The following is a 13585-nucleotide window of genomic DNA, read 5'->3' as shown; positions in this document are numbered from 1 at the left end:
TTTGAGCCGAGACGCCCAGAAACTCCGCCGCCTCTTGTATGCTGACCATCGTGCGTGACATGCGCAAATTGTGCATACCTGCGTAGGAGTGCGCAACTACGTTTGCGGCAGTTCAAGCCCTGCGCCTGATTGGGCCGGTCGTCGAAGCTGCCGTCCTTGAGCAGCACCGGACGCGTGGCGAAGGCATCCACCCGCGCGCTGCCCTGACTTGAGCCAAGCCTCAGTCCGTCGAAGGCGCGCCGCACATTGGGGGCATCGCGGATCGAAACCAGGCGCTGCGCGCCGAATGCCATTTCCTGCCGGCCCATGCGCACCAGCAGCGGGTCCTGCGCGGGCGCCGGGAGCGGCACGCGCAGGTCGACGAATGCCTGCTGCACCTCGAGCTGGTCGACATAGGGCGGCGTGGTGACGTCCTTGCCCATGGCCAGCTGGTTGCCCAGCTGCACGAACGCGCGCAGGGATTCACCGGCATGCAGGTCGGCATGCAGCAGCGCCCGGTGCATCAGGTAGCCATCGCTACGCGGACCCGGCACGCCGAAATTGCTGGCCGAGTAGTCCTCAAAGCGCTCGCGGATCTCTCCGCCGAGGCTCAGGAACCAGCCAGAACTGCCGAGCGGGACATACTTGACCGGATCCCAGAAACCCGTGCGCATGGCCGGATCGCGCAGGTAGCGATAGTCCTCGTCATAGCGCAACAGCTTGAACGGGGGCGGCACGCCCGGCGGGGACGGCAGCGGCTGAGCCCTGGCGCCGCCGACGGCGGTGAGCAGCAAGAGTGCGACGGGCAGAGCAGCCCATGGACGGCGCGCGCGACAGGCACCGGCGGGACTGCAAGGGGAACATGCCTTCCGTCGGGCCATCGGGCACCTGGCTGCGGGAAACGGCCGGCATACGAAGTACACGATGGCACGGAGCGCACGGGGACGCACCGAAAGCTGGCGGCCGGATACGGACAAATATGGACAATCCCGCGGACAGATTCAAACCCAATCCGGCACCGTGCGCGCCCAAAAACAAAAAAGGGCCAGATGGCCCTTTCTTGCTGCAAGGATGATCCGCGGATCAGCCAGCGAAGTTCTTGCTGGCGAAGTCCCAGTTCACGACGTTCCAGAATGCCTCGACGTACTTCGGGCGGGCATTGCGGTAGTCGATGTAGTAGGCGTGTTCCCACACGTCGCAGGTCAGCAGCGCCTTGGCGTCGGTGGTCAGCGGGGTGGCGGCGTTGGAGGTCGAGACCAGGTCCAGCGAGCCGTCGGTCTTCTTGACCAGCCAGGCCCAGCCCGAACCGAAGGTGCCCACGGCGGTCTTGGTGAACTCTTCCTTGAACTTGTCGAACGAGCCCCACTTGGCGTTGATGGCATCAGCCAGCGCGCCGGTCGGCTGGCCGCCGCCGTTGGGCTTCATCGAGTCCCAGTAGAAGGTGTGGTTCCACACCTGGGCAGCGTTGTTGAAGATGCCGCCCGACGACTTCTTGACGATCTCTTCCAGGGTCGAGTTCTCGAACTCGGTGCCCTTGATGAGGTTATTCAGGTTGGTGACGTAGGTCTGGTGGTGCTTGTCATGATGGAACTCCAGCGTCTCCTTGGAGATGTGCGGAGCCAGGGCATCATGCGCGTACGGGAGCGGGGGGAGCTTGTGTTCCATTGTTCTGTCTCTGTGGGTTGGGGTTGTGGGTCCGGAATTGCCGATTGTAGGGGACTTGCAAGACCCGCGCAAACCGCGGGACAAAGCCCCCTGCTCCGATGTTAGTTTGTCCGGGCAGGGGTTTCCGGGGGGATTTCCGCCCGGCTTGCCGGAACGCTTCGGGCCCGCCGCGGCATCGCGAATGGGAGGCGTTCCCGGGCGGCGCAGGCGCTCAGAAATCCAGCAGCTTGGCCTGCACGCCGGCAATCGCCAGGTCGGCAACGCCCTCGGCCAGGTGCGCTTCGAGCACGCTGCCGGCGCGGATCTCGGCGGGCGAGCGCAGCGCGCGTCCGCGCTGGTCCAGCAGCACCGCATAGCCGCGTTCCAGCGTACGCTGCGGCGCCAGCAGCTCGAGCGCGCCGGCGCTGCGCGCCAGGCGCTGGCCGGCGCGCTCGTGCTGGCGTGCGGCGGCGGCCTGCAGGCGTTGCCACAGGCGGGCCACGTCTGCATGGGCGGCGCTGGCATCGGGACGGCACGCGCTCCAGCGCATCGCCAGCAATTGCTGGCGGTGGCGCTGCGACACCACCGTGTCACGCAATGCCGACCGCAAATGTCGGGCCAGATTGTCGACGCGCGCGCGCCGCTCCTGCAGTTGCGCCTGCGGGCTGCGCACGCGCCGCGCCAGCCAGTCCAGGTGCTGCGCGCGCAGGTCCAGCCCGCGCCGCATGCACTGTGTGAGCGCGTCGCGTGCACGCATCGCCTGCGCCAGCAGGTGCGCGCGATCCGGGCTGACCAGCTCGGCCGCGCCGGTCGGCGTGGGTGCACGCACGTCGGCGACAAAGTCGGCGATGGTGAAGTCGGTTTCGTGGCCCACGCCGGAGATGACCGGCAGCGCGCAGCGCGCGATTGCCTGCGCCACCACCTCTTCGTTGAACGACCACAGGTCTTCGATGCTGCCCCCGCCGCGGCACAGGATCAACACGTCGCACTCGCGCCGCGCACTGGCCGCATCGAGCATGTCGGCGATCTTCTGCGCCGCGCCCGCGCCCTGCACCGGTACCGGATAGACCACCACCGGCACATGCGGCGCGCGCCGGCGCAAGGTGGTCAGCACATCGCGCAGCGCCGCCGCCTGCAGCGAGGTGACCACGCCGATGGTGCGCGGATGCGCCGGCACCGGGCGCTTGCGCTCCGGCGCGAACAGCCCCGCCTGCGCCAGCTTTTCCTTCAGGCGCAGGAAGGCTTCGTACAGGTTGCCCAGCCCCGCCCGGCGCATTGCCTCCACGCCCAGTTGCACCTCGCCACGCGCCTCATACATGGTGACCACGGCGCGCACCTCCACCGCCTCGCCCTCGCGCGGCTGGAAGTCGACATGCTGGTTGCGCCCGCGGAACATCACGCAGCGGATCTGCGCGCGGGCATCCTTGAGCGAGAAATACCAGTGCCCGCTGGCGGCGCGCGTGAAATTGGAAATCTCGCCGCGCACCCAGGCCAGCGGAAAACTGCGTTCCAGCAGCCTGGCGATGGTGTGGTTCAGCTCACCGACAGGGATGACGTCGCGACCGCTGCGCGGCGCGGTGGAGGAAGGGTTACGCGAAAAATTCGGCAAGTCTGGCATAGCGCACTGGTGGCAAGCGGCGTGAATGGGACATGTCCACAGCATAACCGCTATGTCAAGGGGGTAGCATTGATGCCGGCGCCCTGCCCCGAAAGTCGCATGGGTTCGTCCAACCCTTTGATTCTTATGAGTTTTACGAGCAAAACAAAAATTAGGCAATATAACCAATTCTCTTTTGCATCAATCACTTACATAGCGCGTGGCAGGCTTGTTCACAAAGTTATCCACAGCTTCTCTGGATAAAAGGCGCCGTAAACCACACTTTTCCGGCGCAAGTGGCCCCAAAACCGCTTGCTGCCCGATGGAAAGCGGCCGACCCGGCGCGTGGCGTATCAGAGCGCCGCGGGCCGTCCGGGGCGCAGCGTCAATGCTGCATTTGCACAAATTCTGGGCAGGACGATGGGAGGCCATATAAATCAATGGGTTAACCTGCTTCTCCCGGATTTGTCCACAGGCCGTCCACAATGCTCTCCCTGCGGAATGTGGAAAAACCCGGTTTCTGCCCTGCCTGGCGCCACATCGACCGCGGGCCGCACGGATACACCCGTTTGCCTATTTTTTGAGCAGTTCAAGGTACCGCCTTATAAATCAAAGGCTTAGGTGACCTCTCAGGCAGCTTTCCACAAGCGCTCCACAATCCTGTCCCGGCGCTGTGTGGAAAGCCGCACAGGAATGCGTGCCAGCAGACCGACGCGCCCCGCCAGGTTGTGGAAAGCGGTGCCTGGCGGCGTGCACCATGCGCCGCAGGGTCTGCGGCAGGCTTTTGCACAAAATTTAAGCAGGAATATCTTTGCCCTTACGGATCAATGCGTTAGCACGCTTGTCAGGCAGCTTTCCACAATCGATCCACAACACTGTCCCGCTTTGCTGTGGAAATGGGCGATGCGTGGCCGAGACAGCGTCGGGTGCCGTCTTGCCGTGCGACAGGGCGCAGGTTAGAGTGGCGCCTGATTTTTCAGAGCAATGCCGGAGCGCGCGCCGCCAGCGGCCTGACGCGCATCAAGGCATGCCGTCCAGGTGGTTTGGGGTTTTGTTATTCGGTTGTCGATCCCGGGGGTCCAATTGTTTTCCATCATTCAAGCGGCCGGCTGGCCGATCTGGCCGCTGTTGCTCGCCTCGATCATCGCGCTGGCGCTGATCGTCGAACGTTTTCTCACCCTCAAGCGCAGCAAGGTCCTGCCCGCCAGGCTCTATGAAGAGGCGCTGGCGGCCGCGCAGCAACGCCGCGCCACGCCGGAAGTGGTCAACACGCTTGAGCAGAACTCACCGCTGGGCCGGGTACTGGCCGCCGGGCTGCGCCACGTGGTGCTGCAGCCGCATACCTCGCGCGATGCCGCCAAGGACGTGGTGGAGGAAGCCGGCCGCGTGGTCGCGCATGAGCTGGAGCGCTACCTGAACGCGCTCGGCACGATCGCCTCGGTGGCGCCGCTGATGGGCCTGCTGGGCACGGTGATCGGCATGATCGAGATCTTCGGCAGCCAGGGCGGCACCGGCGCAAGCCCTGAGCAGCTGGCGCACGGCATCTCGGTGGCGCTGTACAACACCGCCTTCGGCCTGATCGTGGCCATCCCGGCGCTGATCTTCTGGCGCTACTTCCGCCGCCGCGTGGATGACTACGTGGCCGAGCTGGAATTCCGCGCCACGTCGTTCCTCGACGCGATCCTGCCGCAACGCCGCGCCTGATCGCCGAACGGAACGAACGCCATGCAATTCCGTTCCCGCCAGCGGCGCGAAGAGCCGGAGATCAACCTGATCCCGCTGATCGACGTGCTGCTCGTGATCCTGATCTTCCTGATGATCACGACCACCTACTCGCGCTTTACCGAGCTGCAGATCCAGCTGCCCACCGCCGACGCCGAGCGCGCCCAGCAGCGGCCGCGGGAGATCGTGGTGTCGGTGTCATCGCGCGGGGTCTACTCCGTCAACAAGCAGGTGATGGAGCAGAAGGACGTCACCAGCCTGGCCGACCAGCTGCGCGCCGCCTCGGGCACCGGTGCCGGCGGCCAGCCGCCGGTGGTGATCGTCAATGCCGACGCGCAGGCCAGCCACCAGGCCGTGATCAACGTGATGGAGGCCGCGCGGCTGGCCGGGCTGTCGCGCCTGACCTTCGCCACGCAGAGCGCGCAGCCGCGCTGACTGCGGGCGCCCTGGCGCAGGCGGCCGGCGGGCTTGCCGCATGCGCTGCGCAATGCCCATAATGGATGAGCCGTCCGCGCCCTCAGGGGCGAAGCCGCGGGCACACTACAATCTCATCCCAACCACCGTCTCCACCGCCCGCCGCGCCCATGCCCGTTCCCCGACATGCCCTTGCCGACTTCGTGACCGCCCAGTGGCAACGCCGCGGCTGGTTCGCGTGGGTGATGCTGCCGTTCTCGCTGCTGTTCGGGCTGATCGCGCGGGTGCGCCGTCATGGCTACCAGCGTGGCTGGTTCAAGTCGACGCGCCTGCCCATGCCGGTGGTGGTGGTCGGCAACGTGACCGTGGGCGGCACCGGCAAGACGCCGGCGGTGATCGCGCTGGCACAAGCGCTGACCGAGGCGGGGCTGCGCCCCGGCGTGGTGTCGCGCGGCTACGGTGTGGAACTCAAGCACCCGCGCCGCGTGAAGCCGACCTCGAAGGCGTCCGACGTAGGCGATGAGCCGCTCCTGATCGCGCGCGCCACCGACGTGCCGGTCTGGGTCTTCCCCGACCGGGCGCTGTGCGCGCAGACCATGCTGGTATCGCACCCGGGCGTCAATGTGCTGCTGCTCGACGACGGCCTGCAGCACTACAAGCTGCAGCGCGACTTCGAGATCGTGATGTTCGACTCGCGCATGGGCGGCAACGGCCTGCTGCTGCCGGCCGGCCCGCTGCGCGAGCCGCTTTCGCGCCCGCGCGACGCGACGCTGATCAACGACCCCACCTTCCGCGCCACGCCCGACCGCCCCGGCGTGTACGGCATGCGGCTGGAGCTGGACGACGCCTGGCAGCTGGCCGATCCCACCATGGCGCGACCGGTCAGCGCCTTCGCCGGCCGGCGCGTGCTGGCCGCCGCCGGCATCGGCAACCCTGAACGCTTCTTCGCCAGCCTGCGTGGCGCAGGGCTGTCGCCGAAGACACTTCCGCTGCCCGACCACTATGACTTTGTCGCCGACCCGTTCGTCGACAATGCCGATGCGCTCGACGCCGACGTGATCCTGATCACCGAGAAGGATGCCGTAAAATGCGAGCGCTTCGACGACCCGCGCATCTGGGTCGTCCCCACCAGGCCCGTGATCGATGCCGGCCTGATCGAAAAAATCCGCCGCGCCGTGCTGGCGCAAGTCAAACCCGCGCCGACCGCGCCGGCAACCACGCCCGGCGCCGCAGGGCGCAACGAGGAACACCGAGATGGACAACCGGCTGCTTGAAATCCTGGTCTGCCCGCTGTGCAAGGGCAAGCTGGAATACGACCGCGCCGCACAGGAGCTGATCTGCCACGCCGACAAGCTGGCGTACCCGATCCGCGACGGCATCCCCGTGATGCTGGCCGACGAGGCCCGCCAGTCGGTGCCGGGCCGCGTGGTCAACCCGGACGCCCCTGCCGCCGGCAACTGAGCGCGCGCCATGACCGTCCCCGCGTTCACCGTCGTCATTCCCGCGCGGCTCGCCTCGACGCGCCTGCCTGACAAGCCCCTGGCCGATATCGGCGGGCGCCCGATGATCGTGCGCGTGGCCGAACGCGCGCATGCGTCGTCGGCGCGGCGCACCGTGGTCGCCACCGATGCGCCCGCGGTGGCGCAGGCCTGCGCCGCGCACGGCATCGAAGCCGTGCTGACCCGCGCCGACCACCCTTCCGGCACCGACCGCCTGTCTGAAGTTGCCGCCCAGCTGGGCCTGGCCGACGACGCCATCGTGGTCAATGTGCAGGGCGACGAGCCGCTGATCGAACCGTCGCTGATCGACGAGGTGGCGCTGCACCTGGCGCACCACGCCGACTGCGCCATCGCCACCGCCGCGCATCCGCTGCAGGACATCGCCGAAGTCTTCAACCCCAATGTGGTCAAGGTGGTGTGCGACGCCGCCGGCCGCGCACTGTATTTCTCGCGCGCGCCGATCCCGTGGGCGCGCGATGCCTGGTCGGGCGTGCCGGCCGTGCCCGCGGCGCTGGCCCAGGTGCCGCTGCCCGGCATGCCGGTGCTGCGCCATATCGGGCTGTACGCCTATCGGGCGGGCTTTTTGCGCCGCTTCCCGACGCTGGCGGCGTCGCCGCTGGAGCAGACCGAGGCGCTGGAGCAACTGCGCGCCATGTGGCATGGCGAGCGCATTGCGGTGCTGCAAACCAGCGCCGCGCCGGCCCCCGGCGTCGACACCCCGGCCGACCTGGAACGGGTGCGCGCACTGTGGGCGCAGTCCATGGCCCAGGAAGGACCCTGACAAAACGACCCGCGCGGGCGCTTGCCCGCTCAGGTTCATACTGCTGCAACCTGAACCAGGGGGCGGATTTCGGGCCGATTTTGCGCCGCCTCATGGCATAATGCTTGCCGATACAGAGCCGCCCGGCCGACATGCGCAAGCGTGCCGCCGGCCAAGGCTCGGTGGGGAGATAAAGATAGAGCCCGTCCGGTGTGCCGCGCCGCCATCCCCCTGGCAGCCGCCGCCGGCCGTATGCGTGGGTACGCCTGAGCAGTGCCCGCGCTGAACGCAGTCAGAACGCATCAGGACCGCAGTAAGTCCTGCGTCAAGTTACGGCGTTACCCTCCTTCTGATCTCCCGCCATACAGATTAAAAACTCTGAGGACCCGTAAATGCGTTTGATCCTGTTGGGCGCGCCTGGCGCCGGCAAAGGCACGCAAGCCAAGTTCATCTGCGAGAAGTTCGGCATTCCGCAAATCTCCACGGGCGACATGCTTCGCGCCGCGGTGAAGGCCGGCACCCCCTTGGGCGTGGAAGCCAAGAAGGTCATGGACGCGGGCGGACTGGTGTCGGACGACATCATCATCGGCCTGGTAAAGGACCGCCTGAAGGAAGACGACTGCAAGAACGGCTACCTGTTCGACGGCTTCCCGCGCACCATTCCGCAGGCCGAGGCGATGAAGGAAGCGGGCGTGGCAATCGACTACGTGCTGGAAATCGACGTGCCGTTCGACGCCATCATCGAGCGCATGAGCGGCCGCCGCGTGCACGTGGCCTCGGGCCGCACCTACCACGTCAAGTACAACCCGCCCAAGACCGAGGGCGTGGACGACGAGACCGGCGAGGCGCTGATCCAGCGTGACGATGACAAGGAGGAGACGGTCAAGAAGCGTCTTGATGTCTATTCGCAGCAGACGCGTCCGCTGGTGGATTACTACTCGGACTGGGCTGCCAAGGGGGATGCCTCGGCCAAGGTGGCGCCGCCTCAGTATCGGAAGATCCTGGGGGTGGGTAATGTCGATGAGATTACTGCGCGGGTGTTTGAGGCGTTGAAGTAATCGTTTCGACTGCTCAGTTTTATGCGTCATGAAAGCGGCCTTTGGGCCGCTTTTGTTTTGTGGCAATTGAATCGGGGTTGCTCTTGGCCCGGGTGGCTTTTGGGCTTTGCGCCATGCGGGCGCTTGTCGCTTTTGGCGGGCGTGGGCTGTTTCGCCGGCTACGCCGGCGAAACAGCCCACGCCCTCCAAGAACGACACCCGCCCGCCCAGCCCCCCTTGCACATCCCCCACCACCCCGTAAAATACCGCCAACAAATTGACGTTTACGTAAACGGAAACAAATACCCAATCCAAGGAGACAACCCCAAATGCAAATCCAAGGCAACGTATTCATCGTCACCGGCGGCGCTTCAGGCCTGGGTGCAGGCACCGCCCGCATGCTGGCCGAGGCCGGCGCCAAGGTCGTGATCGCCGACCTGAACGAGGCCACCGGCCAGGCACTGGCAACTGAACTGGGAGGCCAGTTCATCCGCTGTGACGTCACCTCCGAGGCCGATGGCCATGCCGTGGTCGCCGCCGCCCAGGCACTGGGCCGGCTCTCAGGCATCGTCAACTGCGCCGGCATCGCCACCGCCAACAAGACCGTCGGCAAGAACGGCCCCCATCCGCTCGACGCCTTCGACAAGACCATCCGCATCAACCTGGTCGGCACCTTCAACATGATCCGCCTGGCCGCCGCGGCCATGGTGCAAAACACCCCCGACAGCGAAGGCGAGCGCGGCGTGATCATCAATACTGCGTCGGTGGCGGCCTTTGACGGCCAGATCGGGCAGGCCGCCTATGCCGCGTCCAAAGGCGGCGTGGTGGCGATGACGCTGGCGATCGCGCGCGACCTGTCGCGCGACGGCGTGCGCTGCATGACCATCGCCCCGGGCATCTTCGAGACGCCGATGCTGCTGGGCATGCCGCAGGAGGTGCAGGACGCGCTTGGCAGGATGGTGCCGTTCCCGCCGCGCCTTGGCCGCCCGGCGGAGTACGCCAAGCTGGCGCGCTCGATCATCGAGAACACCATGCTCAACGGCGAAGTGATCCGCCTGGACGGCGCGATCCGGATGCAGCCCAAGTAACGCCCTGGCGCTGCCCGCTCAGCCGGGCAGCAGCATCACCAGCATCAAACCCGGCGCCGCCGCCGGCACCAGCGTCAGCTGCTCGAACTGCAGCGCGCCCAGCACCGGATGGCGAAAGCCGCGGCGGCCGCCCTCGCGGTCTTCCACGTCCTGCGACAGCCAGGCATTGCGGAAGGCCGCGCTCTCTGCCATCAGCCCCTCGATCAACGCACGCGTCGGCGCCTCGTCCGCATGGCGGATGCTGTGCGCGCGGAATTCCGCCACCAGCCGTGCCGCGCGGTGCGGCCAGTCTTCCACCAGCGCCATCAGCCCCGGCGACAGGAACATCGCGCGCAGCAGGTTGCGCTCGGCGCTGGCGCCATCGAGCCAGCCAATAAACAGGTCCGCGGCGGCGTCGTTCCAGGCCAGCGCGGTCCATTGCCGGTCGAGCAGGTAGGCGGGCCCGCCGATGGCATGCACGCTGGCCAGCACCACCTGCGGCACGGTTTCGTCCGGGGCCTGCTGCGGGTCGCGGCGGCCCGCCAGTTCAAACAGGTAGGCGCGCTCGGCGCGCGACAGCCGCAGCGCGGCAGCCAGGCTGGCCAGCGCGCGTGCCGACAACGATACCGGCCGCCCCTGCTCCAGCCACGTCACCCAGGTCGCGCTCAAGCCAGCCAGTTGCGCAACTTCCTCGCGGCGCAGGCCGGGGGTGCGGCGGCGCCGGCCCGGTGCGAGCCCGACATCGGCCGGCGCCAGCCGTTCGCGGTGCGCGCGCAGGAAAGCGCCCAGCACGGATTCACGCGACGATGGCGATGCAGACGGGGCAACAGGGGAATCGGCAGACAAGGGCATGACAGGCTGGTGTCGCTTATACCAGGATAAATCGGTAACTTGTACCGGGAAAACTGCCCGCCTACAGTATGCCGAACCCGCCTCGCGGGCAAGTCCCCTCCCCCAACAAGAAGGCCGCCCGCCCACCTGGGCGTGGCCCAAGGAGCCCAGCACCATGCAACAGCAGGAACTCGTCGCCGCCCAGTTCGGCGCCACCGCCAGCGCCTACCTCACCAGCACCGTCCACGCCAGCGGCGCGGACCTGCAGCAACTGCAAGACGAACTGGCCGCGCTGATCCCCACAGCCAACCGCCCTCGCAGCCGCGTGCTGGACCTGGGCTGCGGCGCCGGCCATGCCAGCTTCGCCGCGGCGGCGGTTGCGGGCCAAGTGACGGCTTACGACCTGTCGGCGGACATGCTGGCCGTGGTCGAGGCCGCGGCGCGCGAGCGCGGGCTGGCCAATATCCGCACGCGCCAGGGCGCGGCCGAGCAACTGCCGTTCGACGATGCCAGCTTCTGCGCGGTGGTCTCGCGCATGAGCGCGCACCACTGGCGCGACGTCCCGGCGGCGTTGGCCGAGATCCGCCGGGTGCTCAGGCCCGGCGGCAAAGTGGTGCTGATCGATATTGCCGGCGCGGCGGATCCGCTGCGCGATACCTGGCTGCAATCGGTGGAACTGCTGCGCGATCCCTCGCATGTGCGCGATTACACGCCGGCAGGCTGGCGGGCGATGTTCGAGGCGGCGGGCTTTGGCGCCGATGGCATCGCCGTATCAGACATCTGGCGCATCGGCATCGAGTTCGACAGCTGGGTCAGGCGCATGCGCACCGCGCCGGTGGCCGTGGAGGCCATCCGCCACCTGTGGCAGATGGCGCCCGCGGAAGTGCGCGAGCACTATCGCGTGCAGGCCGACGGCAGCTTTGAACTGGAAGCGGTGATGGTCACCGCGCGTTGACAGAGTGTGACCGGGTCAGGCCGCGGCGGTCATCGCGGGCGCCTCGGCGCGCACGGTCAGGCGGCGCACCAGGTCCCATACCGCCGCCGCGGCCGGCGACAGTGAACGGTCCTCGCGCCGGACCATGACGATGCTGCGCTCCTCGCGCGGCACCAGCGGCCGCCACACCAGCGGCGACGCCGCCGGCAGCGGCAGCGAGAACGACGGCAGCACCGAGGCGCCGATGCCGGCCTCGACCATGCCGAACACGCTGGCCGAGTGGCCCAGTTCCTGCACCACCAGGGGCACCACGCCATGCCGGCCGAACACGCGGTCGATCAGCGGCCGGCTGCCGGAGGCAAAGTCCAGCAGCACCAGCTGCATCCCATGCAGCGCCGACCAGGGCACCGAGGCCGACTGCGCCAGCGGATGGTCGCGCCGGCAGACAAAGCAGAACGGGTCGGTCGCCACCGGATCTACCACCAGCCCGTCGCGCACCAGCGGATCGATCAGCACGCCAAAGTCCACCGCGCCGGCGCGCACCTGCTCCAGGCCGTCGGCCTGCACGTTGTCACGCACGATCAGGCGGATCTCAGGGTATTGGGCGGCGCAGGCGGCCACGTACAGCGGCATCAGCCGGGCGGAGATCGTCGGCGCACCGGCTATCACTACACGTCCGCGATAGCGTTCGCCGAGCTGGCGCGTCTCTTCCAGGGTGTCGTCGAGCTGCCCGAGCAGCCGCTCCAGCGCCGGTGCAAGCGCGTGCCCAGCCTCGGTCAGCACCACCTCGCGCGTGGTGCGGTCCAGCAGGCGCACGCCAAGTGCCTCTTCCAGCTCAGCCACGCCGCGGCTGACCGCGGGCTGGGTCAGGCCGACCACATCGGCGGCCCGGCTGAAGCCGCCGGTATTAGCCACGGCCAGGAAGACGCGCAACTGGCGCAGTGTGTAATTCATGCAACGGCCGGATAAATAGATTCTATAAATGAATTTGCATTCTAGACTTGGCTGACGTCCAATACTAGGCAAAACCCTAACATTGCAGGATCCACCCGCAGTCATGTCTCGTATTGTCCGCAAGCTCAAGAAACTCTATGACCTGATCGACGGCTTCGTTCTCGTCATGTTGACGGCCATCGCCATTGCGCTGGTCGCCCCTGAAATCGGCGCCGGCAACGGCCCGCTGCACCTGGGCGTGGTGACCAGCCTGGGCGTGGCGCTGGTGTTCTTCCTGCACGGCGCGGCGCTCTCGCGCGACAAGCTGGTGTCGGGCGCCAAGCACTGGCGCCTGCATGTCTTCGTGCAGACCTTCACCTACGTGGTGTTCCCGCTGGTGGGCGCGCTGCTGATGCTGTCGCTGCGCAATACGCTGCCGCCGGACCTGCTGCTGGGCGTGTTCTTCCTGTGCGCGCTGCCGTCGACGGTATCGTCGTCGGTCGCCATGACCTCGATGGCGCGCGGCAATGTGTCCGGCGCGATCTTCAACGCCACCATCTCGGGCCTGATCGGCATGCTGGTCACGCCGCTGCTGATGGGGCTGGTGATCAGCGCCAGCGGCGCCTCGATGCCGCTGGGCAAGGCGCTCACCGGCGTGGCGCTGCAACTGCTGCTGCCGTTCGCGCTGGGCCAGTTGCTGCGCCCGCTGATCGGCGGCTGGCTGGCAAAGAAGAAGAACATCACCAACAAGATCGACCGTGGCGTGATCGTGCTGATCGTCTATTCCTCATTCTGCGACGCCACCGCAAAGGGCCTGTGGCACCAGTACCAGTGGCAGACCATCGGCGCAGTGATGCTGATCGCCGCGGTACTGCTGTTCGTGGTGCTGGGCTTTACCACGCTGACCGCGCGCCGCCTTGGCTTTTCTGTCGAGGACGAGATCACGGCGGTGTTCTGCGGCTCCAAGAAGAGCCTGGCCAACGGCATCCCGATGGCCAAGATCCTGTTTGCCGGCCATCCCGCGCTGGGCCTGCTGGTGCTGCCGCTGATGGTCTATCACCAGCTGCAGCTGATCGTGTGCTCGGTGATTGCATCGCGCTATGCCGACCGCGATGCCTTGCTGGAAGACCAGGCCGCGGCGCGGGCCTGAGGCACGCGGCCATGAAAA

Annotated in this window: 14 protein-coding genes; 9 read left to right on the top strand and 5 right to left on the bottom strand. The window is 67.2% G+C overall.

All coding sequences use genetic code 11. From position 1 onward, the window contains the following. The 3 genes from AC07UK_RS25315 to xseA all read right to left on the bottom strand — a co-directional run. A partial coding sequence (locus AC07UK_RS25315; protein ID WP_494688329.1) for an alginate export family protein occupies positions 1-773 on the bottom strand: 773 nt, incomplete at its 3' end. A 289-nt stretch (positions 774-1062) separates the two neighbouring features. Further along, entirely contained in the window at positions 1063-1644 is a 582-nt protein-coding gene (sodB, locus tag AC07UK_RS25310) for a superoxide dismutase [Fe] (RefSeq protein WP_436220923.1), read from the bottom strand. Positions 1645-1855: 211 nt separating this feature from the next. Next, positions 1856-3241, bottom strand: a complete 1386-nt coding sequence (xseA, locus tag AC07UK_RS25305) for an exodeoxyribonuclease VII large subunit (protein WP_494688328.1) — start codon at positions 3239-3241, stop codon at positions 1856-1858. 1062 nt (positions 3242-4303) lie between these two features. Here xseA and AC07UK_RS25300 point away from each other — a divergent pair. From AC07UK_RS25300 to AC07UK_RS25270, 7 genes are all read left to right on the top strand, one after another. Continuing rightward, the gene (locus tag AC07UK_RS25300) at positions 4304-4924 is read left to right on the top strand and encodes a MotA/TolQ/ExbB proton channel family protein (protein ID WP_436220921.1); all 621 of its coding nucleotides are present in this window, start codon (positions 4304-4306) and stop codon (positions 4922-4924) included. Positions 4925-4945: 21 nt separating this feature from the next. Next, entirely contained in the window at positions 4946-5377 is a 432-nt protein-coding gene (locus tag AC07UK_RS25295) for an ExbD/TolR family protein (RefSeq protein ID WP_013955686.1), read from the top strand. Between the two features lie 149 nt (positions 5378-5526). Beyond that, positions 5527-6630 carry a tetraacyldisaccharide 4'-kinase gene (gene lpxK, locus AC07UK_RS25290; protein ID WP_494688327.1) on the top strand — a complete coding sequence of 368 codons (1104 nt, stop codon included), beginning with the start codon at positions 5527-5529 and terminating at the stop codon, positions 6628-6630. Continuing rightward, positions 6611-6817 (top strand): Trm112 family protein, encoded by a 207-nt coding sequence (locus AC07UK_RS25285; RefSeq protein ID WP_013955684.1) that lies wholly within the window; start codon positions 6611-6613, stop codon positions 6815-6817. Before lpxK ends, AC07UK_RS25285 begins: the two co-directional genes overlap by 20 nt. Before the next feature lie 9 nt (positions 6818-6826). Further along, positions 6827-7636, top strand: coding sequence for a 3-deoxy-manno-octulosonate cytidylyltransferase (kdsB, locus tag AC07UK_RS25280; protein ID WP_494688326.1), 810 nt, complete (start codon positions 6827-6829; stop codon positions 7634-7636). A gap of 371 nt (positions 7637-8007) precedes the next feature. Next, positions 8008-8673 (top strand): adenylate kinase, encoded by a 666-nt coding sequence (gene adk / locus AC07UK_RS25275; protein ID WP_058698351.1) that lies wholly within the window; start codon positions 8008-8010, stop codon positions 8671-8673. Positions 8674-8981: 308 nt separating this feature from the next. Beyond that, positions 8982-9740 (top strand): 3-hydroxyacyl-CoA dehydrogenase, encoded by a 759-nt coding sequence (locus AC07UK_RS25270; protein ID WP_436220918.1) that lies wholly within the window; start codon positions 8982-8984, stop codon positions 9738-9740. An 18-nt stretch (positions 9741-9758) separates the two neighbouring features. Here AC07UK_RS25270 and AC07UK_RS25265 read toward each other — a convergent pair whose 3' ends face one another. Continuing rightward, positions 9759-10571: an MmyB family transcriptional regulator gene (locus AC07UK_RS25265; protein WP_494687995.1), complete on the bottom strand. Its 813-nt coding sequence runs from the start codon at positions 10569-10571 to the stop codon at positions 9759-9761. Between the two features lie 154 nt (positions 10572-10725). Between AC07UK_RS25265 and AC07UK_RS25260 the strand changes: the two genes are divergently transcribed. Next, entirely contained in the window at positions 10726-11505 is a 780-nt protein-coding gene (locus AC07UK_RS25260) for a class I SAM-dependent methyltransferase (RefSeq protein WP_494687996.1), read from the top strand. A 15-nt stretch (positions 11506-11520) separates the two neighbouring features. On the opposite strand, the gene AC07UK_RS25255 is transcribed toward AC07UK_RS25260, so the two are convergent. Next, on the bottom strand, positions 11521-12438 hold the full coding sequence (locus AC07UK_RS25255; RefSeq protein WP_494687997.1) for a LysR family transcriptional regulator: 918 nt from the start codon (positions 12436-12438) through the stop codon (positions 11521-11523). A 103-nt stretch (positions 12439-12541) separates the two neighbouring features. On the opposite strand from AC07UK_RS25255, the gene AC07UK_RS25250 reads away from it, so the two are divergent. Next, on the top strand, positions 12542-13567 hold the full coding sequence (locus AC07UK_RS25250; RefSeq protein ID WP_436220914.1) for a bile acid:sodium symporter family protein: 1026 nt from the start codon (positions 12542-12544) through the stop codon (positions 13565-13567). Positions 13568-13585 lie beyond the last annotated feature (18 nt).

It is taken from the genome of Cupriavidus sp. GW821-FHT07C08 (assembly GCF_059419025.1).
Note: the sequence above shows the minus strand (reverse complement) of the source record. Positions and strands in the feature narration are given on the sequence as shown.

What these genes read in the sequence shown, in the direction of transcription:
- sodB (WP_436220923.1), bottom strand. Translation starts at nt 1,644, where the DNA reads ATGGAACACAAGCTCCCCCCGCTCCCGTACGCGCATGATGCCCTGGCT.
- xseA (WP_494688328.1), bottom strand. Translation starts at nt 3,241, where the DNA reads ATGCCAGACTTGCCGAATTTTTCGCGTAACCCTTCCTCCACCGCGCCG.
- AC07UK_RS25295 (WP_013955686.1), top strand. Translation starts at nt 4,946, where the DNA reads ATGCAATTCCGTTCCCGCCAGCGGCGCGAAGAGCCGGAGATCAACCTG.
- lpxK (WP_494688327.1), top strand. Translation starts at nt 5,527, where the DNA reads ATGCCCGTTCCCCGACATGCCCTTGCCGACTTCGTGACCGCCCAGTGG.
- AC07UK_RS25285 (WP_013955684.1), top strand. Translation starts at nt 6,611, where the DNA reads ATGGACAACCGGCTGCTTGAAATCCTGGTCTGCCCGCTGTGCAAGGGC.
- kdsB (WP_494688326.1), top strand. Translation starts at nt 6,827, where the DNA reads ATGACCGTCCCCGCGTTCACCGTCGTCATTCCCGCGCGGCTCGCCTCG.
- adk (WP_058698351.1), top strand. Translation starts at nt 8,008, where the DNA reads ATGCGTTTGATCCTGTTGGGCGCGCCTGGCGCCGGCAAAGGCACGCAA.
- AC07UK_RS25270 (WP_436220918.1), top strand. Translation starts at nt 8,982, where the DNA reads ATGCAAATCCAAGGCAACGTATTCATCGTCACCGGCGGCGCTTCAGGC.
- AC07UK_RS25265 (WP_494687995.1), bottom strand. Translation starts at nt 10,571, where the DNA reads ATGCCCTTGTCTGCCGATTCCCCTGTTGCCCCGTCTGCATCGCCATCG.
- AC07UK_RS25260 (WP_494687996.1), top strand. Translation starts at nt 10,726, where the DNA reads ATGCAACAGCAGGAACTCGTCGCCGCCCAGTTCGGCGCCACCGCCAGC.
- AC07UK_RS25255 (WP_494687997.1), bottom strand. Translation starts at nt 12,438, where the DNA reads ATGAATTACACACTGCGCCAGTTGCGCGTCTTCCTGGCCGTGGCTAAT.
- AC07UK_RS25250 (WP_436220914.1), top strand. Translation starts at nt 12,542, where the DNA reads ATGTCTCGTATTGTCCGCAAGCTCAAGAAACTCTATGACCTGATCGAC.